This is a genomic window from Streptococcus oriscaviae (assembly GCF_018137985.1).
Taxonomy (GTDB): Bacteria; Bacillota; Bacilli; order Lactobacillales; family Streptococcaceae; genus Streptococcus; species Streptococcus oriscaviae.
This window is the reverse complement of the sequence record NZ_CP073084.1, coordinates 1,124,766-1,149,155: the sequence shown is the minus strand read 5'-3', so window position 1 is coordinate 1,149,155 and position 24,390 is coordinate 1,124,766. Positions and strand designations below refer to the sequence as shown.

At 45.9% G+C, this 24,390-nt stretch carries 20 protein-coding genes and 1 pseudogene; 13 read left to right on the top strand and 8 right to left on the bottom strand.

What is annotated here, in order from left to right; translation table 11 throughout:
- Positions 1–208 precede the first annotated feature (208 nt).
- Together INT76_RS05800 and INT76_RS05795 are read left to right on the top strand one after the other, a co-directional pair.
- Positions 209–916, top strand: a complete 708-nt coding sequence (locus INT76_RS05800; protein WP_249116130.1) for an AzlC family ABC transporter permease — start codon at positions 209–211, stop codon at positions 914–916.
- Positions 903–1,226, top strand: a complete 324-nt coding sequence (locus INT76_RS05795) for an AzlD domain-containing protein (RefSeq protein WP_212569590.1) — start codon at positions 903–905, stop codon at positions 1,224–1,226. The genes INT76_RS05800 and INT76_RS05795 overlap by 14 nt, the downstream gene beginning before the upstream one ends.
- A gap of 190 nt (positions 1,227–1,416) precedes the next feature.
- Here the strand turns inward: INT76_RS05795 and INT76_RS05790 are convergent, their stop codons facing one another.
- From INT76_RS05790 to aao, 3 genes are all read right to left on the bottom strand, one after another.
- Entirely contained in the window at positions 1,417–3,042 is a 1,626-nt protein-coding gene (locus tag INT76_RS05790) for a hypothetical protein (RefSeq protein WP_212569589.1), read from the bottom strand.
- Positions 3,043–3,051: 9 nt separating this feature from the next.
- Positions 3,052–3,750 (bottom strand): ABC transporter ATP-binding protein, encoded by a 699-nt coding sequence (locus tag INT76_RS05785; protein WP_212569588.1) that lies wholly within the window; start codon positions 3,748–3,750, stop codon positions 3,052–3,054.
- 89 nt (positions 3,751–3,839) lie between these two features.
- Positions 3,840–5,012: an aminoacetone oxidase gene (gene aao / locus INT76_RS05780; RefSeq protein WP_212569587.1), complete on the bottom strand. Its 1,173-nt coding sequence runs from the start codon at positions 5,010–5,012 to the stop codon at positions 3,840–3,842.
- 93 nt (positions 5,013–5,105) lie between these two features.
- On the opposite strand from aao, the gene INT76_RS05775 reads away from it, so the two are divergent.
- Together INT76_RS05775 and INT76_RS05770 are read left to right on the top strand one after the other, a co-directional pair.
- Positions 5,106–5,600: a DUF536 domain-containing protein gene (locus INT76_RS05775; protein WP_212569586.1), complete on the top strand. Its 495-nt coding sequence runs from the start codon at positions 5,106–5,108 to the stop codon at positions 5,598–5,600.
- Between the two features lie 112 nt (positions 5,601–5,712).
- The gene (locus INT76_RS05770; protein WP_212569585.1) at positions 5,713–6,681 is read left to right on the top strand and encodes a hypothetical protein; all 969 of its coding nucleotides are present in this window, start codon (positions 5,713–5,715) and stop codon (positions 6,679–6,681) included.
- A gap of 58 nt (positions 6,682–6,739) precedes the next feature.
- Here INT76_RS05770 and INT76_RS05765 read toward each other — a convergent pair whose 3' ends face one another.
- Positions 6,740–7,762, bottom strand: a complete 1,023-nt coding sequence (locus tag INT76_RS05765; protein WP_212569584.1) for an AraC family transcriptional regulator — start codon at positions 7,760–7,762, stop codon at positions 6,740–6,742.
- A 160-nt stretch (positions 7,763–7,922) separates the two neighbouring features.
- Between INT76_RS05765 and INT76_RS05760 the strand changes: the two genes are divergently transcribed.
- Entirely contained in the window at positions 7,923–9,671 is a 1,749-nt protein-coding gene (locus INT76_RS05760) for an ABC transporter ATP-binding protein (protein WP_212569583.1), read from the top strand.
- Positions 9,664–11,385, top strand: coding sequence for an ABC transporter ATP-binding protein (locus tag INT76_RS05755; RefSeq protein WP_212569582.1), 1,722 nt, complete (start codon positions 9,664–9,666; stop codon positions 11,383–11,385). Before INT76_RS05760 ends, INT76_RS05755 begins: the two co-directional genes overlap by 8 nt.
- Before the next feature lie 35 nt (positions 11,386–11,420).
- Here INT76_RS05755 and INT76_RS05750 read toward each other — a convergent pair whose 3' ends face one another.
- Complete coding sequence (locus tag INT76_RS05750; RefSeq protein WP_212569581.1) at positions 11,421–11,963, bottom strand: GNAT family N-acetyltransferase; 543 nt, start codon at positions 11,961–11,963, stop codon at positions 11,421–11,423.
- A 14-nt stretch (positions 11,964–11,977) separates the two neighbouring features.
- A complete protein-coding gene (locus tag INT76_RS05745; protein WP_212569580.1) occupies positions 11,978–12,763 on the bottom strand; it encodes an L-threonylcarbamoyladenylate synthase in 786 nt (261 codons plus the stop codon).
- A 114-nt stretch (positions 12,764–12,877) separates the two neighbouring features.
- Here INT76_RS05745 and INT76_RS05740 point away from each other — a divergent pair, with 114 nt between their 5' ends.
- A complete protein-coding gene (locus tag INT76_RS05740) occupies positions 12,878–14,635 on the top strand; it encodes a glycerophosphodiester phosphodiesterase (protein ID WP_212569579.1) in 1,758 nt (585 codons plus the stop codon).
- Positions 14,636–14,681: 46 nt separating this feature from the next.
- On the opposite strand, the gene INT76_RS05735 is transcribed toward INT76_RS05740, so the two are convergent.
- On the bottom strand, positions 14,682–14,981 hold the full coding sequence (locus INT76_RS05735; protein ID WP_212569578.1) for a YbaB/EbfC family nucleoid-associated protein: 300 nt from the start codon (positions 14,979–14,981) through the stop codon (positions 14,682–14,684).
- A gap of 188 nt (positions 14,982–15,169) precedes the next feature.
- Between INT76_RS05735 and INT76_RS05730 the strand changes: the two genes are divergently transcribed.
- Complete coding sequence (locus INT76_RS05730; RefSeq protein ID WP_212569577.1) at positions 15,170–16,333, top strand: SIS domain-containing protein; 1,164 nt, start codon at positions 15,170–15,172, stop codon at positions 16,331–16,333.
- 189 nt (positions 16,334–16,522) lie between these two features.
- Positions 16,523–18,445, top strand: coding sequence for a fructose-1,6-bisphosphatase (locus tag INT76_RS05725; protein ID WP_212569576.1), 1,923 nt, complete (start codon positions 16,523–16,525; stop codon positions 18,443–18,445).
- Positions 18,446–18,523: 78 nt separating this feature from the next.
- Here INT76_RS05725 and INT76_RS05720 read toward each other — a convergent pair.
- A pseudogene (locus INT76_RS05720) lies at positions 18,524–20,793 on the bottom strand (Xaa-Pro dipeptidyl-peptidase).
- Positions 20,794–21,091: 298 nt separating this feature from the next.
- Between INT76_RS05720 and INT76_RS05715 the strand changes: the two are divergent.
- From INT76_RS05715 to INT76_RS05700, 4 genes are all read left to right on the top strand, one after another.
- Positions 21,092–21,826 (top strand): CppA N-terminal domain-containing protein, encoded by a 735-nt coding sequence (locus tag INT76_RS05715; RefSeq protein WP_212569575.1) that lies wholly within the window; start codon positions 21,092–21,094, stop codon positions 21,824–21,826.
- On the top strand, positions 21,823–22,767 hold the full coding sequence (locus INT76_RS05710) for a serine hydrolase domain-containing protein (protein ID WP_212569574.1): 945 nt from the start codon (positions 21,823–21,825) through the stop codon (positions 22,765–22,767). Before INT76_RS05715 ends, INT76_RS05710 begins: the two co-directional genes overlap by 4 nt.
- Before the next feature lie 23 nt (positions 22,768–22,790).
- Positions 22,791–23,330 carry a DUF1697 domain-containing protein gene (locus INT76_RS05705; RefSeq protein WP_212569573.1) on the top strand — a complete coding sequence of 180 codons (540 nt, stop codon included), beginning with the start codon at positions 22,791–22,793 and terminating at the stop codon, positions 23,328–23,330.
- Between the two features lie 161 nt (positions 23,331–23,491).
- On the top strand, positions 23,492–24,298 hold the full coding sequence (locus tag INT76_RS05700; protein WP_212569572.1) for a CHAP domain-containing protein: 807 nt from the start codon (positions 23,492–23,494) through the stop codon (positions 24,296–24,298).
- The last annotated feature ends 92 nt before the right edge of the window (positions 24,299–24,390 follow it).

Sequence of the window (24,390 nt, the reverse complement as noted above, 5' to 3'; positions counted from 1 at the left end):
CCTTTTTCATTTATAGGGATAGCATAGTTCTTTTTCTGGAAAGATACAATAGCAAAATGAAGATGTCTTGGGTTTGAACAGGTCGATTCAAGGGAAAGGCTTGCTTAGATAGAAGGAAACATCGGTCAGAAATTTCCTCTGAAAAAGATTGACAGAGGTCACTTCCTGCCCTATACTAGAGAAATAAGATACGAAAGGAAGTGAGTCGGTGAAAAGAGATGGAAGGGCCTTGCGACAAGGTTTTAAGGATGCGATTCCTACGGCACTTGGCTATGCCAGTATTGGGCTTGCCTGTGGCGTTGTTTCAGTCAATTCAGGCATCCGCCCATTAGAAATGGCGCTGATGAGCATACTGGTTTATGCAGGAAGCGCCCAGTTTGTGATGTGTGCGATGCTCTTAGTGGGGGCGCCGATTGCGTCAATTGCTGTAACGGTATTTTTTGTCAACCTGCGCAATTTTTTGATGAGCCTGCACACAACTACCGTGTTTCAAGGCAACAGCCTAGGTTCCAATATCTTGATTGGTAGCTTTTTGACGGACGAGTCCTATGCTCTTCTCCTGCGAAAACAGCTAACGGATGGCCAGGTACCGCCAGCATGGATGTATGGAAATAATTTTGCCGGCTATTTTTCTTGGGTTGTGTTTACCATCCTTGGGAATGTGCTGGGAAGTATGATTCCAGACCCTGAACGTTTTGGTTTGGATTTTGCCTTGGTCGCTATGTTTATTGCAATTTTTGCCGGTCAGTTGGAGGCTATGGTTCGCCAAATGCCGGTTGTGAAAATTGGTCTCATTTTGGGGACGGTGTTTGTATCCTATCTCGGTCTGACCTTTTTTGTGTCCTCCTATGTGGCGGTTTTGGTTGCGACTCTTTTGGGATGTACAGTGGGGGTGATGGCAGATGGTCAGCAATGAAGTACTTATCGTTATTTTATTAGCCATGCTAGTAACATGGATTCCACGGATTTTGCCCTTTATTTTGACGCAAAACAGGGAATTGCCCCCTGTCTTGGTGCGCTTTTTGAGTTTTTTGCCGGTGACCATCATTTTCGCCCTCACCTTGTCCAGTATTATGGATGAGCAAGTTGGGCGACTTCCTGTTTTTTTGCCTGTGGAGAGCTTAGCGGTCCTTCCGACCTTCTGGGTGGTTGCCAAAACCAAGAATATCCTACTAGCAGTCATGGTCGGGGTTGTAACGACAGCTCTTTTGCGACTGGTCTTTTAAGCAGACTTTAATAAGAAGAGGGAGTGGGAAAGAACTCAACAAATCGAAGAAGAGTTCGTCTTCCCACCCCCGTACAGTTGATTAGGTCAGATTTGGAGTGTTGAACACGAACAAATCTGCCAATCAACCACTGCGTCAAGATGTTATCACGAACTCTAAGAAAAGAGGCTGCTTTTTGCCAGCCTCATTTTTATGACTTGAGCCGGAAAGTTTTTGGTGCTTTTTTCAGCAAAATCCAATAACCCAGGCTCACATAGATTATCATCCCTAAAGAAACCAGTAGGATATAGGTTTGACTTCCCAACTGAATGCGGGTATTGAGGTAGGCCACCCAGTAAAGGGCACCGCTTAGAAAGCGATAGACAGGGTTGACCACTTCCATATCCTTGGTAAAGGGTTGGAGGATATAGTAGATGAAAAGATCATGAAAGGAGAAAAGAGCTGTAAGACTGGCTAGGAGCAGGGCTGTTAGAAGGTAGGTTGATAAAGGAAGACTGGCGCGAGTCAATAGAATCAAGACTAGCAGCAAACTTCCAGAAAAATAAGCGTTCAACCGAGCAGTTTGGGCGAAACGATAGTTGAAACCGGCAATGATGGTTTTGGGCTCGCGATAAAATGGATAATGGAGCAGAGAAATATCACAGTTGACAAAGACCATCTGTGCCACTGCCTTGCCCATCGAAGCAATGTACATAACCATAAAAGCAAATGGGAGGCAAACGATATAGTTGGCATTACTTATCTGAAAGTCCTTCTTGATGAACCAGCGAAGGACTTCTAATCCTAGAAAAACAGCAAGGAGAAAAACCAGCCGGAACCGCAATCTTTTGAATAGGATGGAGCGGTGACGGTCAAATAACAGAGCGTTCAGGTAAGCCATGCCTGACAGATTGGACAGGTCTTTCCCTTTTTCTAAGCTGAGTTTATGTTGCATCTGAAAGCCTTGGCGAGTATACTCATTGCCCTTGCTCAATTCAGCGACTTTCTGATCCATTTGTAGGGATTCGTCCATGCAATATTGCAGGTAGTCTAGGTGGTTGGTCTGCTGTTTCAAGTAGCGATAGCTCAACCAAATCAGCAAGGGCTGGACTACTAAGACTGGAAGCAGCAGCCCCAGTGACAGGTTTGCACGAAAGAGGATAGTAAGGGCGTAGAGGATGATGACAAGTGCAATCCATGCCCAAGAATGCCAAGAGGTGCGGCGAGTAAAGATATGGCGCTCAAAGAACCAGCGATTGAGTGCACTTCCAGTAAAATGTCCAGCAGGAACGGTTAGAAGTCCAACCGGGAAGAAGATCCATTCCTTGCTTAAAAAGCAATAGACAAGCAGGGCAGGAACATAGAACAGACTTGTTAAGATGGGCTCTACAAAGAGTTGACTCTGGAGAAAATCGGAATGAGAAAGTCCGAAATTCTGCATAAATTCGCGGTCAGACTTGGAAATAAAGGGGTCTACTCCTTTGCTAAAACGGTAGGATAGACCGATAAATAAAAACCAGAAAACAAAGCCCAAGAGCCAAGTGTTAGGAAGGATTTCCCAGAAAGTGAGGCTGCCAGTAGCCAGAACGTTCATCCAGTAGGATGCATGGAAAAAATGAAAGGTCAGCCAGAATCCCTTCATCAACAAACGTCCAGGAAGCGACAGGGTGCGCAGGATCAGGAAAAGACCAGACTTGAAACCGTAGGACTTAAAGATGCTTTCCGGAATCTGCTTGCCTAGGATGGGGATTTTTCGCAGGTAGTAGAAAAGTCCATTGACAGCTCGGTGAAGATTGTATTTTTCCCGATACCAGAAATAACGTAGCATAGTCTTCATAGTGGCCTCCTATTCAGCGGTCAATAAATCCACGATTTCCTGCTCAAAGTCAGCGTCGTGCAGCTTATCGCTTGGAACGGCCTGAAGTTCCTGATGGTGCAGGAGGACGATTTCATCACAGAGGTCTTGAGCCAACTGCAAAATATGAGTGGAAAAAATAATGACAGAATTCTTTTTCGCCTCACGAATCAACCGTTTAAATTCCAAGGCAGCCACAGGGTCAAAAGAAGTCAAGGGTTCATCTAATAGAAGCACAGGCGGCTGGACAATTAAGGACAGGAGCAGCTGCACCTTGTTTTGCATTCCGTGAGAGAAATCTTTGAGCAGACGGTGTTGGTCTGGCTCGCTGATGCCGACCAAATTGAGCCAGTCTTCCGGTCCGCGGTCAGTCTTGAGTTGATTTTTGTGAATGTCCATGTAAAAGCGGACAAATTCAAAAGCGGTCATAAAGGCAGGCAGCTGCGGGTAGGTTTGGGTAAAACCGATATCCGTATTTTCGTAGTCAATCTCCTGACCGTCTTTGGAAAAGAAGATGCGACCGCTGTCTAGGCTTAAGTTGCGGGCAATACAATTAAACAGGGTTGTTTTACCCGAACCGTTTCGTCCCAAAAGCCCATAAATCTTCCCTTTCTCAAATGTAAAGGAGGCGTTGACAAACAGCTTGTTTTGATCAAATTGCTTAGAGATAGTTTGGATATGTAAGTTCATATTGACCTCCGGATAGATGATTCTGCCTTTATCATACAGCAATAAACAAAAAAATTCAAGTAATTTTTGACTTGAATTTTTCGGTCGTTTTAGTAATGCAAGCTTCCTGCCACCCAGCCGGTTGCTAGACAATAGGTGATGTTAAAGCCGCCTGTGTGAGCATTGATGTCCAGCACCTCTCCTGCGAAGTGTAGTCCGGGAACCTTTTTACTTTCGAGCGTTTTGGGATTGATTTCCCTGAGGTCGACGCCCCCCTTGGTCACAAAGGACTTGGCCAAGGACATCTTACCTGTGATGTGAATGGGCAGCGCTTTTAACTTGGTAAGGAGATTTTCTCGTTCGGAGGTGTGGACTTGTTTGACCTTGCAGTCATAGCCTTCAGCAAAAAAGTCAGCCAAGCGTTCTGGCATGAGTTCGCGAAGGGCATTCTTGACGGATTTTTCCCGATTCCTTTCTAGGTGCTCAGCCAAGTCTTGCTCAGAATGGGTTGGCAAAACATCCAGAAATGCGGTTTCTCCCCCTTTAACAAAGCTAGAAAGGCGAAGAGCGGCAGGACCCGATAGACCAAAGTGGGTGAAGAGTAAATCGTGGGTGATGCGGTGCTTGCCAAAGGTTAGGGTCACATCGTCTAAGGAAATACCTTGCAACTTTTTGTGGGGGAAATTGGTCAGAAGCGGGCTTTCGACTGCCTCGATTTCTGTTACAGCCAGCTTGAAGTGCCGCGCAATCTCATGGCCAAAGCCGGTTGAGCCAGTGGAGGGATATGCCTTGCCACCGGTTGTCACAATGAGTTGGGAAGCAGTGAAGGTTTCGTCAGGTGTGTTGACATGAAATAGGTCGTCTATCTTTTTGACCGAAACGACTTCTTTTCCGGTGCGAATATCGACTCCGTTTTCCAGCATCTTCATCTCCAAGCACTTGATAATGGTCTGAGAACGGTCGGTGGTTGGAAAGACTCGGCCGTGATCCTCTACCTTGAGTTTGACCCCATTTTCCTGAAAAAAGTTTATGATGTCATGGTTGTCAAACTGAGAGAAGACGCTGTAAAGAAAGCGACCGTTTCCAGGGATGCCTGCCATGAGGTCGTCCAAGGTTCCGTTATTGGTCACATTGCAACGTCCACCCCCTGTTCCGGTCAATTTTTTACCCAAACGGCGGTTTTTTTCCAGAAGTAGAGTGGATTTTCCGTAGAAGCTTGAAGAGATGGCGGCCATCATGCCGGCAGGCCCTGCTCCGATAATAATTGTATCGTATCTTGTCATGGCTCTATTTTACCATAAATTTGACAGGGATAGGCGGTTGTGGTAATATTTTAATGATACAAACATTAAGAAAATCAAGTCACTGAGGATACTATGGGAATTGAAAAAACAGTCAGCGAATTAGCAGAAATTTTGGGGGTCAGTCGGCAAGCGATGAACAACCGTGTCAAGTCCTTGCCGGAAGAATTCGTTGAGAAAAATGAAAAAGGTGTGACCGTTGTAAACCGCGCAGGTTTGGTCAAGTTGGAAGAAATCTACAAAACCACAATTTTTGAGGATGAGCCGGTTAGTGAAGAGGTCAAACAGCGGGAGCTGATGGAAATCTTGGTTGATGAGAAAAACGCAGAGATTGTCCGCCTTTATGATCAGCTCAAGGCCAAGGACAAGCAGTTGGCTGAAAAAGACGAGCAGCTGCGGGTCAAGGATGTTCAGATTTCTGAGAAGGACAAGCAGTTGGATCAGCAACAGCAGTTGACCCTTAAAGCCATGGCGGACAAGGATGTGCTCAAATTGGAATTGGAAGCGGCCAAGGCTCACGTTGAGGAAGAAAAGGCCAAAGGCTTCTTTGCTCGTCTATTTGGAAAATAGTCAAAGGAAGGACCGGAGCAACCGGTCTTTTTTGCTGGTAAAAAAGAGTTTATAATAAAAGAAAAATATGTTATACTTTTATTATTAAATTATTTTCATCAGGAGGAGATGTATGTTAAAAGAAAAACGTAACAAAGGATTGGTTGCGGGGATTCTGCTGGCCATTGTCTTCATCGTCATCGGAGCGTTCGCAGGTTTCTTCATGTGGCAATCCACAGATCCAACTAGTCTTGAAAAAGGTCAGCATTTTTACACTGGTGAAGATAGCAAGGCTAATTCTTTTGATTATCTTATCTTAAATGTCTATGGGGTCTACGAAGAACCGATTGCGACAGTTGAGAATGGCGGAACAGTGGTTTGGATGGTCATGCACGAGAATGGCTTGGTCGGATTGGAAGCAAGCGAGAATGATGCCACCATCAAGGAATTGATTGCCAAAGGGGATGCTTTGTTTGAAAACCCTGCAAAACTAGTGGTAAAATTCTACGATGCACGATACACGGAAACCTCAGGTATCCAAGACTACTCATCAACCATGCAGGGTATCATTGAACCATCCAGTGAAGTGGGTCAGCTCTTCAGCTACTACACCTATGTTTCCTATTCCGAAGCTAACTGGCAACGGATTTGGGCAGTTGGTGCTGCTGTGGTACTCATTGGTCTCGGAATTGCAATCTTTGTGAGTGTTCTACTTCGTCGTAACCGTACCAACCGTGCTTATGATGAAATCTACGCTAGCTACCCGGAGTTAAATGGTGACATCAGCCAGTTGACAGCCTTGGCAGATTTCCAAGATGACGTCTTGCAGATTTTGGTCTACAAGAATCATCTGATTTGCTACCACAGGTACTTTAGTGCCATCAATCTGACGGAAACAACTCAGATTTACCATCACATTACAACGCAACGCCATGGCTTCTTCGTAACCAATCGATTCTCTCAATTGGTGAGCCTCCGAGAAGGTAGCACGAAGAAAACCACCCAGATAATTAAAAACATCGGTACCGGCACAGATATTCAGTTGCAACACACCTTTAATTTTATCTCAGAACACTTCCCAAATATTCGCTTGGGTGTTTAATAAAGAATAGAAGACCTCTGGTTTGAATGAACCAAAGGTCTTTTGTTTTGTCTGCGCATTAGTCTGTATCTTGTCTTTTCTTAGATTGGAAAAGTTGGCAGCGTTCTCTGGCTTCTTCATTGCAAGGGCAGATCATCGGCTGCTTTTTGCTAGCAAAGTGCCGAACTTCTTTTGGATACATCCCGCGATAGCGTTTAAAGAGAGCAGAGAAGCGGCTGTGGGAATTGTAGCCGACCGATTTGGCAACATCAACGATGTCCAATTGAGTCGTCAGCAGCAGGTTTTCCGCAATAGCCACGCGTTTTCGCTGGATATACTCGGTGATACTCATCTGGTGCGTCTTCTTAAAGCAGTTTTTCAGCTTGGTTCCGCTCATCATCGCAATCTTCTCCAGTAATTCCTGAGGCAGATCTGAAGAATAATGGTCGTTGATATAGTCAGAAACATTCTTAATGGCTTCTTTATCCGACTGGGGCAAGGCAGAGGACTTGGCTGCTGATGCGAATTCATTCAAGGTGATGCTCAGCCACTCCTTGGCCTTGGCTTCAAAAAAGAGATCCGCAGAAGGGGAATCCATCTGACAGCTGAGAATATCGTTGGCCAGTTTTGCCATGGGCCGGGTGACGCGCTCTCTTGTATCGAAAAAAATATCGGACACCCGAACCTCTTTTAAAACTTGCTGATTGGATAAATACTGCTCAATCATCTGTTCCTTAAAATCGATGCCAATACTGAAATAGGGATAATTTTTTCTTAATAAAAAACGGGCATCTTTTCGGTCGGAACTTAAAACAAACATGGTATTTGCAGAAAGGGTTTGATAGGTGCTTAAGTATTTTCCGCTCCCCATTAAAATGTAGGTTGATGTAATGTGGTTGGAAGTGCCGTCTGTGTGCGGACAGACGATAATATCTTCCTTAAGGAAAAAATGATGGATGGTGATGTGAAAGACGGCCGTTTCATAAGACCAATAGATTCCCTTAACCTCCTTACTATCAATGAAGCAGGCTTCTCCTGCAGGAGAGAATCGGCTGCATTTTCTACGGTTGCTGCTGCCTAGGATTTTTTCTAATTGATTCATTTTATTCTCCAAAATAACACGATTAGACATTATAGCGATAAGACATACTTGCTTGTCTATATTGTACCACGAACAATAAAGTAGTACAATGAGTACACGGCTCTTGAAATAATCCATTTTCTTTTTAGAAATAAGGTCTAATCGTGATAGGGGAGGTTTTATGGCACAGGTTTATCAACGGTTATTGTCTTATGTTCCTAAACAAAAATACCTAGCTTACTGGGCTATAGCTTTTTCCGTCCTTTCAACCCTGTTGATTATTGTAGCCTACTACTGCTTGGGGGAATTTTTGAACCTGCTGATTGTCAAGGAGGCTTTATTGCGGGCACAATCCTATGCTACCCGCATTGTTGCTTTCTTGCTGGCGGGCGGAATAATGTATTTTATATCGGTTAGCTTGGCTCATGTATTGGGCTTTCGTTTGGAAACCAATCTCCGCAAGTTTGGTATCGATGGATTGACAGCGGCCAGTTTCCGTTTTTTTGACAAACAGTCTTCTGGCAGGGTTCGCAAGCTGATAGACGATAATGCAAGCCAAACTCATATGATCGTAGCCCATCTGATACCTGATATTGCAGCAGCTGTTCTTTTTCCGATTGCAACAATTGTCCTAGCCTTTGCTGTCAGTATGAGGGTTGGTCTGGTAATTCTGATTTTTACCTTGCTGGCTATGGGGTTATTGTACTTGATGACAGGGCAAAAGGATTTTATGAGAATTTATCAGGATTCTCTGGAGCGGCTGAGCAGCGAGTCGGTTGAATATGTTCGTGGGATGCAGGTCGTCAAGGTCTTCGGGGCTGATGTCGCCTCCTTTAAGGCCTTTCATCAAGCCATCACCAACTATGCCAACTATGCCTTGAATTATTCCATGTCCTGTAAAAGGGCTTTTGTAGGTTTCCAGTGGCTTTTTTACGGCATGGTGGCTTTTTTCGCTCCTGTCATACTTTTGGCAGATAGTTTACTTGGCAATCCAAGGTTCTTTGTGGTGGAGTTGATTATGACCTTATTTTTAAGCGGGGTACTCTTTACCAGCTGCATGAGGGTCATGTATGTATCAATGTATTCCTACTTGGGTGTCAGCGCTGTGGATAGACTTGAGGGTCTTTTTGCAGAGATGCAGGAAGAAAAATTACAGTTTGGAAGCCGCGAACAGTTTGATCACTTTGGTATTTCCTTTGATAAGGTTTGTTTTGCCTATTCGGATGACTTGGTGATTAAGGAGCTGACTGCTGACTTAGAAGGCAACAAACTCTATGCCTTAGTTGGGTCATCTGGCAGCGGAAAAACAACCTTGGCAAAACTGATTTCGGGTTTCTATAAGCTGAAATCTGGCCAGATTAAGATCGGCGGCTACCCTTTAGAAGCTTATAGCGAAGAGGCTTTGAGCAGGCATATTGCCTTTGTTTTTCAGGATGCCAAACTCTTTAAAAGCAGCATCTATGACAATGTTCAAATCGGCAATGTCACTGCTAAGAGAGAAGAGGTCATGCGTGCCCTGCACTTAGCTGGCTGTGACAGTATCTTGGACAAATTTCCAGAAAGAGAAGAAACAATCATCGGCAGCAAGGGAGTCTACCTGTCTGGAGGAGAAAAGCAGCGGCTGGCTGTTGCCCGTGCTATCTTGAAAGATGCAGACATCATTATTTTGGATGAGGCCAGTGCTGCAGTTGACCCAGAAAATGAACACGAACTGCAAAAAGCCTTTTCACATCTGATGAAGGGGAAAACAGTCATTATGATTGCCCATCGGCTGACGAGTATACGACAGGCCGACGAGGTCTTGGTGCTGGAGGACGGCCGGCTGATTGAACGTGGAACAGATGCTGAATTGATGAGTCAGTCGACCCATTACCGCTATCTGCAAGAACTCTATCGAAAAGCCAATGAATGGAGGGTAAGCAATGATTGATATGCTTAAAGAAACATTTGCCCTGACAGATAGGGGAGCAAACGATTTGTTCAAGGCCAGCATCGCCAGCTTCTTTGTCTATGTGTCCAATATGCTTCCGACTTTCTTATTAATGCTCTTGGTAGACCATTTTCTTTTGGGACATGAAAAAAGTTCCTGGTTTTATCTGGGGTTGTCTGCATTTATTTTGCTGCTTCTCTACTTGATTTTAAATGCGGAGTACGATTTGCTCTACAATACAACCTACAAGGAAAGTGCCAACCTGCGGATTGACATTGCCCATAAGCTCAGCAAGCTCCCCTTGTCCTATTTTTCAAAAAATGATTTGTCTGATGTCTCACAGACCATCATGAGTGATGTCGAAGCCATTGAACACGCCATCAGTCATTCCGTAGCCAAGGTTCTTGCTTTTGCTGTCTTCTTTCCCCTTGTGTCTGTCTTGCTACTGACAGGCAATCTGCTATTGGGTCTGGCTGTTGTTTTGCCGATTGTTGCCAACTTCTGCCTGCTTCTTTTATCAAAAAATCTTCAACTTAGAGGGAATAAGAAATACTTTCACCGTCTTAGGGAAAACTCGGAGAGTTTTCAAGAAGCGATTGAATTACAACAGGAAATCAAAAGCTACGGTTTGACGGAGAAGGTCCGAGCAGAATTATACCAAAAAATGGACGAGAGTGAGCGGATACATTTGTCAGTGGAATTGCTGGTTGGGCTGACAACGACCTTTTCAGGGATTGTATCCTATCTTTCCCTAGCTGCGGCAATTTTCTTCGGCATACAGCTCTATATGTCGGGGGAAGTTTCCATTCTCTATGTTCTAGGCTATCTCTTAGTTGCTATGAAGTTAAAGGAGGCGGCAGACGGCATCAATGGTTATATGGCGGAGTTGTTTTACTTAGATGCCCGTGTTAAGAGGATCAAAGAAATCCGGAAAATGCCCGTGCAGGAAGGAAAAGAGGTGGTCAGTGAACCCTATGACATCTGCCTGCAGGATGTGACCTTTGCTTATGAGAGCCACACCCCTGTCTTAAAAGGTGTCACCTTCACAGCTCGGCAAAATCAGGTGACCGCTATTGTTGGTCGATCTGGCTGCGGCAAGACCAGTATCCTGCGCTTGGTTTCTCGGCTCTACGATTATGATGGAGGCCGAATTTTGATTGGCGGCAGAGATATAAAGCAGCTTGCAACGGGCTCTCTCTTTTCCAAGCTGTCCATCGTTTTTCAGGATGTGATCCTGTTTAACGCTTCGGTTCTAGATAACATTCGTATCGGACGGCAAGACGCGACAGATGAGGAGGTCAAGGAAGCGGCACGACTGGCAAATTGCCATGAATTTATCACCAGATTGCCAGAAGGCTATGATACCTTGATTGGAGAGAATGGAGCCAGTCTGTCTGGCGGAGAACGCCAACGCCTGTCTATCGCACGGGCCTTTCTCAAAAACGCCCCTATTATTATCCTGGACGAAATTTCCGCCTCACTCGATGTGGAAAATGAGAAAAAAATTCAAGACAGCCTGAACCAGTTGATCAAAGATCGAACCGTTTTAGTCATTTCTCACCGATTAAAATCCATTGAAAAGGTAGATCAGATTGTCGTCCTAGACGATGGGCGGGTAGAAGCTGTCGGTCAGCATCAAGACCTACTGAAAAGCTCCAAGCTCTATGCCAGTCTAATCAAGAATGCCCAGCAAATCGAGCAATATCAGTATTGATAGAATACGAAAAGGCAGGAATCCCCTGCCTTTTACTATGCTTGATTTTCCCATTCTTCTCTGAGAATACCATATTTAATCGAGTCGTAGTACTGCCCTTTCCAATAGCGAACTTTGCGGATATGGGCTTCTTTTGTCATCCCTAATTTTTCAGCTGTTCGCATCATTCCAGGATTGCCTGACCAAGTAGTTAGACCGATATGTTCCAATTCTGGGAATTGATTGAAAATATGATCAATCCAGAGTCTGAGGGCCTGAGTTCCATAGCCGTTTCCCCAGATGCTGTCATCGTAGATTTCAATCCCAATTTCCAGCCAGCGGGTTGCTTGGCATTCCCAGTAGTAAGAAACAAAGCCGATAGGGTTCTCATCCAGGAGGATGGCCCGTACAGAATCTTGTTGCAACCACTGGTAAAGCGGGGCTTGCTGAAAGTCTTCAAAACGATTGAAGGCTTGGTAATCATCAAAATAGGGGGCGGCGAATTCCTTCCAGCGAGGAGCTGGTTGGCTGTGGCCGATTTGCCAAATGGTTTTGAGCTGGTCAACTGTAAATGCTTGAAGCGTTAGAGATCGAGTCATAGCCGTTTCTTTCTCTAGTAGTACTCACCCTGACGGTAGTCCCATGAATTGAAGTGGTCAGATAGGTGCATCATAATTTTGTCGATGTCCAATCCCTTGCGGATAACGACTGGACATGGGCTGATAGAGCGGCTGTCCTTGCCCTGTTCTGGAATGAGCTTTCCTTGAGCATCGACCATGGATACCATGACACCCTGTTCATAACGGGTTTCGATGGTCTTGTCCGGCTGGATGGAAGCAACGTAGTCATCTGCTTCGATAATCAAATCTACCTTTGAGGCGATTCGTTCGCCGATTCCTTCAACCTTGCCACGGTTGCCTTTGCCAGAAGGGTTGGCTGAAGAAGCATAGACCATGCGTCCCTCTTTTTCCCACATTTCCTTGGCGATTTGTTCACCTGCGACTCCGAACTTGATAACGAAGCAGGAGGTGCCACGGACGTCTGTCATCAGTTCCTCACGACCATCCCCATAAGCCTTGAGCTTTTCGTAGGCCTCAGGTTTCCACGGTAGGATACAACCAAGGAGGATGTCCTCATCCCAGTGTTTCTGGTAGAAGGCGTCGATTTCAGGGGTCAGCTGGGCCAGGGTGCGCAATTCGTCCATGCTTCCGCATAGAACGACACCAGGCTTGTTGCGTTTGCGCTCTTTGGCATCAAACTTACGCTCCAAACCAGCCTTGTCAGCGGTCATAATAATATAACCGACCTTGGTTGGGCAGACGATGACACCACCTTCTCCCTTGATAATGCTAAGACCTTCTTGAGAAAGGTTTCCATCCCAATGAATTTGTTTTGTCATAAGTTCCTCCTTGGTAGAATTTTCAGATAATTCGATTATATCAGAATTTTGTGAAAAAACAAGTCAAATCAGAAACACCTTGAAATTTAAATCTGAATATGGGAAACTAGGAATATGAAAAAAATAAACACGGAATTTCAAAAAATATACTACAATCTGGATAAAATCCTGTTGCTCTTTTTTACCCTGTTTGTGCTGATGGAGTTTGTCTGGATTCCTCTCAATTCTTGGCTGGCAGAGTATTTTCTCAGCCTAACCGGTTATACCTACTTGACGGCCTCCAATTTTCTGGCAGTGTTTACGAGCAATTGGTTGGTGACGGGAGGGTTTGTTTCCCTCTTTTTGGTCAACATTCTAGTGGCTTATCTGGAGATTGCTTTGATTTTTACAGGAGTTTGGCAGCTGTTGGATACAAAAGCCAAGCGGTTGTCAGCCTATATCAGGTCGGTTCAAAAACATCTGTTTGAGGTCATCAAGGAAATCACCTTATCAAAGGTTCTATTTTTATTGCTGTATTCGGTTATCCTGCTTCCTTTTCTCAGAAAAATTCTCAATATCTACTATTTCAAAAAGCTGCTGATCCCTCAGTTCATTGTGGACTACCTGTCCAACAATCTCTGGGTGGCAATCCTTATTTTGCTGTCGCTCATTTTCTTTTTCTGGTTGGGTTCTCGCTTGATGTACGCCTTGCCTGAGATTTTCTTTGAGCATGAAAAGGTGAAAGATGCCGTTCTTTATTCATGGGAGAAGACCAAAGGGCGTAAGCAGATTTCGTCTGGTTTGCGCTTGCTGTGGATTACGCTTCAACCCAGCCTTCTATTTTGGGCTTTTGGTTTGTTGCTCTACGGTCTGCAAGTCTTTGTGGATAGCGCCTTGCCGACGGTGGCACCTGTGTTGGTTCTCCTGTCCTTTGTTCTGGTCAAGCTGGCCTATTATAGTGCCATTGCGCTCTTTATGATGAAGCTAGTGGCCTTGCTGACAGGGTGGAACTTACCGGTTTATCCTCGAAAGAGTTTGCGACACGGTCTTCGTTTGAGCATTCTTTTGGTATCGAGCCTTTTCTTCCTTGTTCAGGGAGTGGTTACCTTTTATTTCCCTTTTGAAACCATGCCTTTGACCATTTCCCATCGCGGAGTGGACGATGCTAATGGTGTGCAAAATACGATTGAGGCACTGGAAAAAACTGCCCAGATAGCGCCAGACTATGTTGAAATGGATGTTCAGGAAACCAAGGACTTGGAGTTCGTAGTCATGCACGATACGGATTTGACCCAGTTGACGGGCAATCCGGGCGGAACACATGATTATACCTTGGCAGAGCTGACGGGGATGATGGCTTCGGAAAATGGGATGTCTAGCCCGGTACCGTCCTTTGATGCTTATTTGGATCGAGCGGATGAATTGGGGCAGAAACTACTGGTTGAAATCAAGGTGACCAAGCAAGACTCCAAAGAGCTGATGCCCAACTTCCTGAAAAAATATGGTCAGCGCCTAATTGCCAAGGGGCACCAAATGCAGTCCTTGGATTATGGAGTCATCCAGAAGGTGAGAGCCTATGATGAACGGTTGGTTTCTTATTTCATTCTTCCTTTTAACTCTATTTATCCAGATACTGTGGCAAATGGCTACACCATGGAATATTCTAGTTTGGATCAAGACTTCTTGCTTCGCTCCTGGTTGAAGGGGCAGACGGTTTATGCCTGGACGCCCAATGACGAGGACAGCATGAAGCAAATGATTACCCTGCAGGTGGATGGTATCATCACTGATCAGTTGTCAACGATGAAGACACTGATGAAAGATCTGAAGGATAACCGGCAGTATGCGGATCTCTTTCTCTTCCAACTCCAGTCCCTACTCTATCGCTTTTAAACCAAAAGACGTGAGCCGATTGTAAAAGGCTCACGTCTTTTCGATATTAAAATGGAAGTTTTCCTGCGAAGGCTCCTAATTTTTTCTGAGTAGCCTCGTCAATCTTGGTGAGGGCATCGTTAATTGCCTGTACCGTCATATCTTGCAGGGTTTCAAGATCCTCTGGGTCTACAACTTCGGCTTTGAAGTCAATGCTGACCAGCTTTTTATCTCCTGTAAAGGTTGCACTCACCAAATCTTGGGCCGAAGTACCGGTAAACTGACTTGCAGCTAGCTCAGCCTGACTTTTCTCCATTTGTTTCTGTAACTTCTGCGCTTGGCGCATCATATTTTGCATATTCATCATAAGTAATTCCTCCAAAATGTCTTGACCACTTATTATACCATGTTTTGTGAAGGGTGGAAATAGGGAAATAAGATAGGGTGAGCAATATTTTAATATATTAACCTATTTTCTATTGACGGAAAAAGGAAGTTGGGGTATAATAAAAGCAAATAGTGGTTATAACCAGTAATACAATACAGGAGGATGCTATGTTTCATTTGGCAAAGGAAGAATTAGAACGATTGGGAGCAATTATTACTGCACCTGAAATTTACCAGCAGCCGAAACTATGGAAGGAAGCGTATCAGCTTTATGTTGATCAACTAGAAGCGATTGAGGCTTTTCTTACAGGTGTTCGTGCCAAGCATGAATTTATTCAGGTTATCTTCACAGGGGCTGGTACATCAGATTTTGTGGGACAGACCATTGCCAACTATCTCAATCAAGTCAACGATCTCAAACAGATTCGTTTCCTAACGGTGGGAACGGTGGAGTTGGTCAGTCGCCCGCACGACTATCTTCAAGCGGATGTGCCAACCATCTTGGTTTCTTTTGCCCGCAGTGGCAATTCACCAGAGAGTGTCGCAGCAGTAGAAGTCGCAAAACAGTTGGTCAATCAGCTCTATCAAGTGACGATTACCTGCGCACCGGAAGGTAAATTGGCTCAGGCAGCCAGTGGAGATGCGGACAATTTACTCTTGCTTCAACCAGCAGGGTCAAACGATAAGGGCTTTGCGATGACAGGTAGCTACACCTGTATGTCTTTGACAGCTCTTCTAGTCTTCTCGCCGGCCGATCAGGCTACAAAGGCCGCATGGGTGGATACGATTGCCCGTTTGGGGCAAGATGTCCTAGATCGCGAGGACTACATTTTAGAATTGATTGATATGGATTTTGAGCGAGTAATCTATCTGGGAGCAGGTGGTTTTTACGGTCTAGCCCATGAAGCGCAGCTGAAGATTTTGGAGCTGACAGCAGGAAAGATTGCCACCATGTATGAATCTCCTCTAGGCTTCCGCCATGGACCAAAATCCTTCGTTAATGATAAAACAATTGTGATTGAATTTGTTTCAAATGATTCCTATACACGACTGTATGATGTGGACCTGCTCAATGAGGTACACGGTGATGGAATAGCTGCTCGAGTTGTAGCCCTATCTGCAACTGCTTTAGACAAGACAGAAGCGCCTAATTTCGTTCTCGCAGCTGGTGGTGAGGATTTGCCAGATCTCTTTTTATCCTTCCCTTATATCCTATTTGCCCAAACCTTCTCCTTATTGGCGGCAGTCAAGTGTGAAAATCTGCCTGACACCCCTTCTCCGACAGGTACGGTCAATCGTGTTGTGCAAGGTGTGATCATTCACCCCTTGTAAAAGTAAAGAGCCTGGGAGATTCCCGGCTCTTTTGTCTTCTAACCAAAGTCGTTGTTATCTCAAAACTGGCAAAATGACGTTTCGTATCCGAGATGGTTTTCTTTGAGAATTGGGACTGAATGTGATAGACTGATGAAAGGAAGCGCTTTCTAGCCGAATACTCATTGTCAAACCAAGGAGGATAGTCCAGTGAAACGTTACTATCAGTTGCTCAAAGAAACTTTTCCAACCAAGACGGCTGTCTTGACAGAACTCATCAATTTGGAAGCCATCCATCACCTGCCTAAGGGAACAGAGTATTTTGTCAGTGATGTGCATGGGGAGTATCAGGCTTTTGATTACCTTTTGAGAAGTGGTTCGGGCTTGCTCAAGGAGCGGATTCAGGCCTGCTTTGAGGATCTCTCTATTAGGGATGTAGACTTAGACGATTTCACCCTCTATGTCCTCTATCCGGAGGAAAAGATGGAGAGAGAGACCAGTCGTTTGGGGCGCAAGGCCTTGGAAGCTAAATTGGCCAGCCATATTCCTTACCTGATACAAGTAGTGCGCTTTGTGGGCAGCAAATATACGCGCTCCAAGGTGCGCAAGGCTATGCCCAAGGAATTTGCCTATATTATCGAAGAACTGTTGGCAGAAGTAGAGCGTAGGCGCAACAAGGCGGACTATTTTCAAGCTATTATAGACAAGGTGCAGGCTCTGGGGCAGTTGGATGAGTTAGTCATCGCCCTATCGCGTCTGATACAGGAGTTGACAGTAGATCATTTGCATCTCGTGGGCGATATTTATGACAGAGGTCCTGAGCCAGACAAGATTTTGGACCGTCTGCAGGGGCAGCGTTCGGTGGACATTCAGTGGGGAAACCATGACATTACTTGGATGGGGGCTTTTTCAGGATCCCATGTCTGCATGGTCAATGTCATTCGCATAGCAGCCCGCTACAATAATCTCAGCCTGATCGAAGACCGTTATGGCATCAATCTGCGCCGCTTAATAGAGTACAGTCAGGCACATTATCAGCCTCTACCTGCCTTGACTCCTATTTTGGATGGAGAAAGTATCAGTCAAAGTGAAGCTGATTTGCTCAACCAACTCCAGCAGGCTACTGCCATTCTTCAGTTTAAGCTGGAAAATGCCTTGATTGAACGGCGGCCAGACTTTCAACTGGGTCATCGTCAGCTTTTAGCCAAGGTCTGTTATGAAGACAAAACCATCTGCTTGGATGGACAGACCTATCCCTTGCAGGATTTTGAAACCAGCTGTCTCAAACCAGATTCCCCTTGTCAGCTTACCGCAGAAGAAGAGGAAATACTGGAGCAGCTGATGTACCGGTTTCAAGCCTCTGAGCGACTGGCTCGCCATGTAGACTTGCTCTTTGAAAAAGGTAGTATGTACCTCGTTTACAACCAACAGCTGCTGTTTCACGGCTGTATTCCCCTACATGACAATGGGGATTTCAAATCCCTGCGCATCGAAGGAGTCAGCTACGCGGGCAAGGATTTGCTTGATTTCTATGAGGAGCAGATTCGCCTGGCCTATCGCCAACCCCACATCCATGATGATTTTGCTACCGATCTGTTCTGGTACCTCTGGATAGGGGAAACCTCCTCCCTCTTTGGAAAAACAGCCATGACCACCTTTGAACGCTACTATATAGCAGACAAGGCCACTCATGAAGAAAAGAAGAATGCCTACTACCAGCTCCGCAATGATCCAGCCATCTGCCAGATGATTCTGACAGCCTTTGGGCTGGGGTCAGACAGCCACATTATCAATGGGCATACACCGGTCAAAGAAAAGGCTGGGGAGAGTCCTATCAAGGCGGAAGGTAAAATGCTGGTGATTGACGGAGGTTTTGCCAAGGGGTATCAGAAGAAGACAGGGCTGGCAGGGTACACTCTGGTCTACAATAGTTTTGGTTTGCAGCTGGTGGCCCACCGGCCCTTTACCGGTGTGGAAGATGTTTTAGATGGTGGTGGAGATATTATTTCTGCCCAGCGCTTGGTAGAGGAGGTGGATGAGCGGATTCTCGTGAAATCTACAACCATTGGAGAACAGCTGCAGCAAGAAATCACTGCTCTGGAACACCTGTATCATCATTTTGAGGACTATTGATGCAGTGTCATTCGTTCTTTGAAAAAAATAGCATGGAGTCGCCTGTTGAAAGGACGAGCTTCATGCTATTTCTATCTCTTATTCGTAAGGAAGCAGCAGGCTTGATGCTTCTAAGTCAACATGAATCTGCCAATCGCCGTTATCGCGGATGGTACATTCAAAGTCAGTCGTATAAAGAATCAATGTCAGTTTGCTTCCTTTAGCTAACCTGTAAATCGTAGGCTGCAGTTCCCAGCGAATATCCAGCCATTCGTTTGCAGGCACCTCTTCAATCTGCAGGAGCTGAGTTCGGTTTTGTAGGTTGAGGAAACCTTTGGTTATCAGACGGTGAGGCGTATCGACAAAAGGCAGCTCCATCAAGCTTTCTTGGGCATGATAGCGGCCGTTGTCAAGACTGGTCCGCGCTTGGATGGTAGGATAAGGCGTCAGACGCTTGCTGTTGCCCACCTCTAGCAACTGGGCGGACAGAAGACCTTTTGCTACGGTTGATTTAACGCGTAATATCAGGGTTGCCTTGCCGTTCAAAAGGAGGTCCTCTTCGATAGATAAGTCCAGACGAATTTGGTTGGCCTTACCTGCGTAAAGGTCGTTATGGAAGCTTTGGTAGGATTTGCCATAATTGGCAAAGGTCTCTTCCTCGTAGTGGTTTTCTATGATAGCCTGCTTATCTCCGAGAGCAAGTTTTGCTAGTTTGTCAGCGCCGAAGGTATCAAGAGTTGTCCAGGTCTGTTCGTCCGCATTATCTTGCCAGACAACAGTTGGCAGTTGGTAGCCGTTATTGTGGTTGAGCAACTTCTGACTGAGCAGGGCGTTCATGGATTCGCGGAAGTCAATGGACTGCCAGTTGTTCATGTAGACATGGGCGCCATTGTGGAAGAAGAGGTGTTTTTTGATGGAGGCGGGCAGGGCGTGAAACATATTCCAGACATGGATGGGTTTGACATTCCAATCTTGGGAACCGTGGGTAAAGACCACTTGGCAACGCACCTTGTCTGCATGAAGCAGATAGTTGCGGTCATGCCAGTATTGATTGTAATCGCCGCTAGCTCGGTCCAGCGCTCGTCCTTCTGCTTCTAGGGCTGCCGTGTATTGCTCCTTGTTGCGGAGGAAGTCACCCGCCTGTAAGCTCTTGGAGTAGGTGAGGGCGGTCAGGCTATCCAAGTCTTCACCCGGATAACCACCCGGGCTGGTTACTAGCCCGTTTTCGCGGTAGTAGTCATACCAAGAGGAAATACCAGCTTCTGCGATGATGACCTCTAACCCCTCAACACCTGTGGTAGCAAGGGCATTTGACATGGTACCCAGATAGGAAAGTCCGGTCGTTGCGACCTTACCACTGGCCCAGTCGGCTTGCACACAAACGGAACGGCTATGGTCTTGGAAGGCGCGAGCCCGACCATTGAGCCAGTCGATGACTGCCTTGAACCCATTGACCTGCTGGTAATCGCCGGAGGTCATTAAACCCGTTGAACCTAGGGTGCCGACACCCGACACATGAAGGCTGGCAAAACCACGGGACAAGAAATAGTCGTTGAGAGAGTAGGAAGTGATATGCCCCAATTTTTCAGTTGCAGGCCCAGTCGGTAAGGCTGTTAAAGGCTGAGTTTCTGCCACATAGGCAGGTTCAGTCAGTTCAATCCTTCCTGCAGGCTTGACGGTCAATTCCCCTCCATCTTATGAAGGGCCTTGTCGCTGGCTGCTTCATTGACTCCCTGATGGTAAGGGCTGTTGGTAATGATAGCCGGGATAGGCCCGTCAAAGCGTGGACGGAGGATAGAAAGTTTCACTAGGTCAGGCAAACCGCTCTCTGCAGTATCAACGCTGGTTTCGACATAGACTACCTCGCGGATGAGGTCTTTGGTCGAAAAGGTCGCCAGCGCCTTCCCGTTGAAGAAATGGTAGTGGTTGTCCTCGGGAATCAGGCCGTCACTGACGAGTTGATCAATCAAGCTATTCCCTGACTTTGTCCGAGTATTGAGCAGGTGATAAAGGTTGTCAAGGATGGCACCAAACTGAATAGGAAAGCGCGTGCGCTCCACGAAGTCAGACACATCGGTGTAATCCAGATGCGGAACGAAGCCCAGCAACTGAAAGGCGACCTGATAGAAAACAGTAGCAGTCAGTTCCCTATCGGACTGAAAAAAGGTCAAGAGGTCGCAATCCCAGTCTGCGATGAGATTGGAGAGGGCCCAGTCAGGATCTCCAGAGAGAAAGAGAGTTTTTCGGACAAACTTTTCTAGATTGTCTTTGGCAGACCAGCTAGGGTCTAGCTCAAAATCAAGTGCAGCTAAGTCCTTGAGGAGGACAGCCTCCTCACATGGAATGTAAGAATATTGATTGAAACGCATAAGTACTCCTTGCAATGATTTCAGTACACTTGTTATTATAGCTTATAATCGGTTCTTTGTCTAAAAAAGGCCGGCCGAAAGAGCAAATGGCCGCCCGAATAGCCAGTAGCAGACTGATGAGTGCAAGGCGACGATTTTCATAAGTGTCAGAGTTGAATTTTACAAGATTCTGTTGTAAAATCCTTACGAAGAAAACCGAACAAACCATCTGTAAAAATTGACAGTGAAATATTTGTCAAATCCTACTTTTTACTTTACAATAGAAACGTATCCACCCCCGAGGAGAAAGATAAAATCCATGTTTAGAGTTGAAAACCAGATTGTGCCTGCGCTGCGGGTCAACAATCGCAGTGTAAACCAGACCTTCCTAGAGGAAAATCTAGGGATGAAAACCTGGTTAGAAGAAGGGCCGTTTGTAGAGCTAGGAGCGCTCACAAGCCCAACGGTTCAGTTAGTCCTAGTCGAATCGCCGAGTATGCGCACCAGAGCAGTCCAAGGGCCTAAAAAGTTAGCCAAGATTGTTATCAAGGTCGCCCAAGCTCAGGAAATCGAGGCCTTGTTGGCTCGTGGTGCTTCATTTACCAACCTTTATAAAGGAAAAAAGGGATACGCCTTTGAAGCGACCTCGCCTGAGGGGGATTGTTTTTTGCTCCACGCAGAAGAAGATCGAGCCGACTTGGTTGCTATCTTGCCGCCAGCTGTCTTTACAGCCTCTGAGGACTTTGATAAGCTGACCGAATTTGAAGTGGAAGCAATCTATATCCGTAGCCCTCAGCCGGCTGTCAGCCAGGCCTTCTATCAGAAGCTCTTGCCCAATCAGCAAGTCTTGTTTTTCCAAGAAGGACAAGGACCAGATCTCTTGACAGCAGCAGAAGAGGTTTGGGATTTGGATAGCCTGCGATTGAAAGTAGCCAAGGACGCAAACTGGTCTGACTTGGAAGAACAGCTGGAAGTTCCTTATTTCAAGGACAGAAAAGGTCGCTTCCTTCAGACCCTTGACCCAAGCAAGATAGAACTTTGGTTTGAAAAATGAGCGAACGTATTCTAGAAAAAATCAAGAGCCAGATTGAGCACCGTGTGTATCCAGGTGCCAGTCTGGCCCTTTATCATCAAGGGCAGTGGCAGGAATACTATGTGGGCAGTCAGGATGGCTTGGAGCCGGTTACGGCTGGCTTGACCTATGACTTGGCCAGTGTTTCTAAAGTAGTCGGCGTGGGAACTTTAGTGATTTTTCGGGTCAATAGCGGAGCCTTAGAGCTAGACCGGTCACTAACATCCTATTATCCAGCCTTTCAGGATGAACGGGTCACCATTCGCCAACTCTTGACCCATACCAGCGGTATCGACCCCTATATCCCTAATCGCGACAGTCTGAATGCCCAAGAGTTAAAAGAGGCTATCAATCGGCTTAAGGTTACAGACAACAAGCGATTCCACTATACGGATGTTAATTTTTTATTGCTGGGCTTTTTGTTGGAGGAGATGACAGGCCGCCGTTTGGATGAGCTGATTGATGAAGAGGTTCTTGAGCCTTTTGGAATGAGTGAAACGTCCTTTGGGCCAGTATCTCAGGCCGTTCCTACGGTTCGGGGGCAAAAACCTGGACTGGTTCACGATCCCAAGGCGCGTGTTTTGGGAAGGCATGCAGGCAGCGCCGGACTTTTTTCCACCGTTAAGGATTTGGAAATATTTTTGGAACATTATCTGACAGATGATTTTGCCAAGGACTTGACACAGGACTATGGTTTTGATGCGGAGAGAAAGCGGTCACTGGCCTGGGATAAAAAGGGGGATTGGCTGTCCCACACAGGCTATACCGGTACCTTTATCATGTACCATCGCAAGCATCAACAGGCGGTCATCTTCTTGTCCAATCGAACCTTTGAGAAGGATGAACGGCCCCAGTGGAAGAAGGATCGCAACCAGCTGATGGAGCTGATCCGAACCGTAATGGATGCCAAAATCAGCCGCTAATTGCAGGTGGAAGGAGAATCAGTATGCGTTATGTCTTGCTCTTGCGCGGCATCAATGTCGGCGGGAGGAATAAGGTTGTTATGGCAGACTTGCGAAAGCAGGTTCAGGCATTGGGCTTTACCAGAGTAGCTACCTATATCAACAGTGGCAACCTTTTCTTTGACAGTCTGAAAAGTGTTGAAGACATCAGCGCGATGTTCCAAGCATTTTTTGAGCAAACCTACCCATTTGTGACAGCTTTTTCCCTGTTTAACCACGAAGATTATCAGGCAGACTACCTCTCCTTACCAGCTTGGTGGCAGGGAGAACTAGCGCGAAAAGATGTTCTTTTTTATACTGAGCAAGTGGATCGGCAATTGGTCAAGGACCGAGTGGCGGCGCTGCCGATGGGAGATGAGCTGGTTCATTTTGGGCGGCTAGGTGTTTACTGGGGAAAGCGCGAGGAGAAGAACTACCTGCAAACTGCCTATCACAAGTTCTTGCTCAAAGAACCCTTTTACAAGCAGGTCACGATTCGCAATGGCAAAACATTGGAAAAAATAGGAGAGTTCCTGAGCCGATAAGGCTGGAACTTTTTTGTTATCAAAATGTCATAAAATTGTCATCTGCTGATTCTTTTTACGGAAAAATCGCTTTAAAAATACATAAACTTTTAACATTGTTATCATTTTTATGTCACAATAGCCTGATAGACTAATCCTATCAACAATTTGGAGAAAAGAAAATGAAAAAGTATCTAGGAAAAGCAGTTGTAGCCTCTCTTGCTTTGGGAGCAGGTTTCTTTGTTTCTAAGCAGGTTAGTGCAGATACCTATACGGTTCGTGAGGGTGATTCATTTTATTCAATCGCTCAAGCCTTCCAGATGGATATTTATGAACTAGCAGCGAACAATCAGCTGGGGATTTATGATTTGATCGTGCCGGGTCAGACCTTGGAAGTACCAAGTCAAGCTCAAGCTCCGGTTCCTGCGGCTGCTCTTCCTGCGACTGGTACGACTGCCTATACCATTGAATACGGCGATTCATTTTCTTCAATCGCTCAAGCCTTCAATATGGATTATATCGAGTTGGCTTCTATCAACAATCTCAGTATTTATGATTTGCTGATTCCGGGTCAGACCTTGCAGGTGTCGGGTCAAGTTCAGCCAGAAGCGGCAACAGAAATAGCAGACAGCTACTATCTGCCTGGATACAGCTATGAACCAGGCATCAATTATCCTATCGGTCAATGTACCTGGGGTGTGCAAAAGGTTGCTAGCTGGGCAGGCGACTGGTGGGGGAATGCCGCTGATTGGGGGGCAAATGCCGCCCGTGACGGTTTCCGTACCGGATCTACCCCTGAGGTGGGAGCTATCATTTCATGGAATGACGGGGGACTGGGGCATGTGGCCTACGTTATCGCTGTTGAAAGCGAAACCCGCATCCAGGTTCTTGAAGCCAACTACCGTGGTCAGCAATGGGTAGACAACTTCCGCGGCTGGTTCAACCCGATTGACAGTGTTAGTCAAATCACCTACATCTACCCAAATTAACCAAAACAAACTGCAAATAATAGAGCGAACAAGCTTCCAAGAGCTGTTCGCTTTTTATGTGTGTCGGAAATAGGGCACTTTTGAACGGAGAA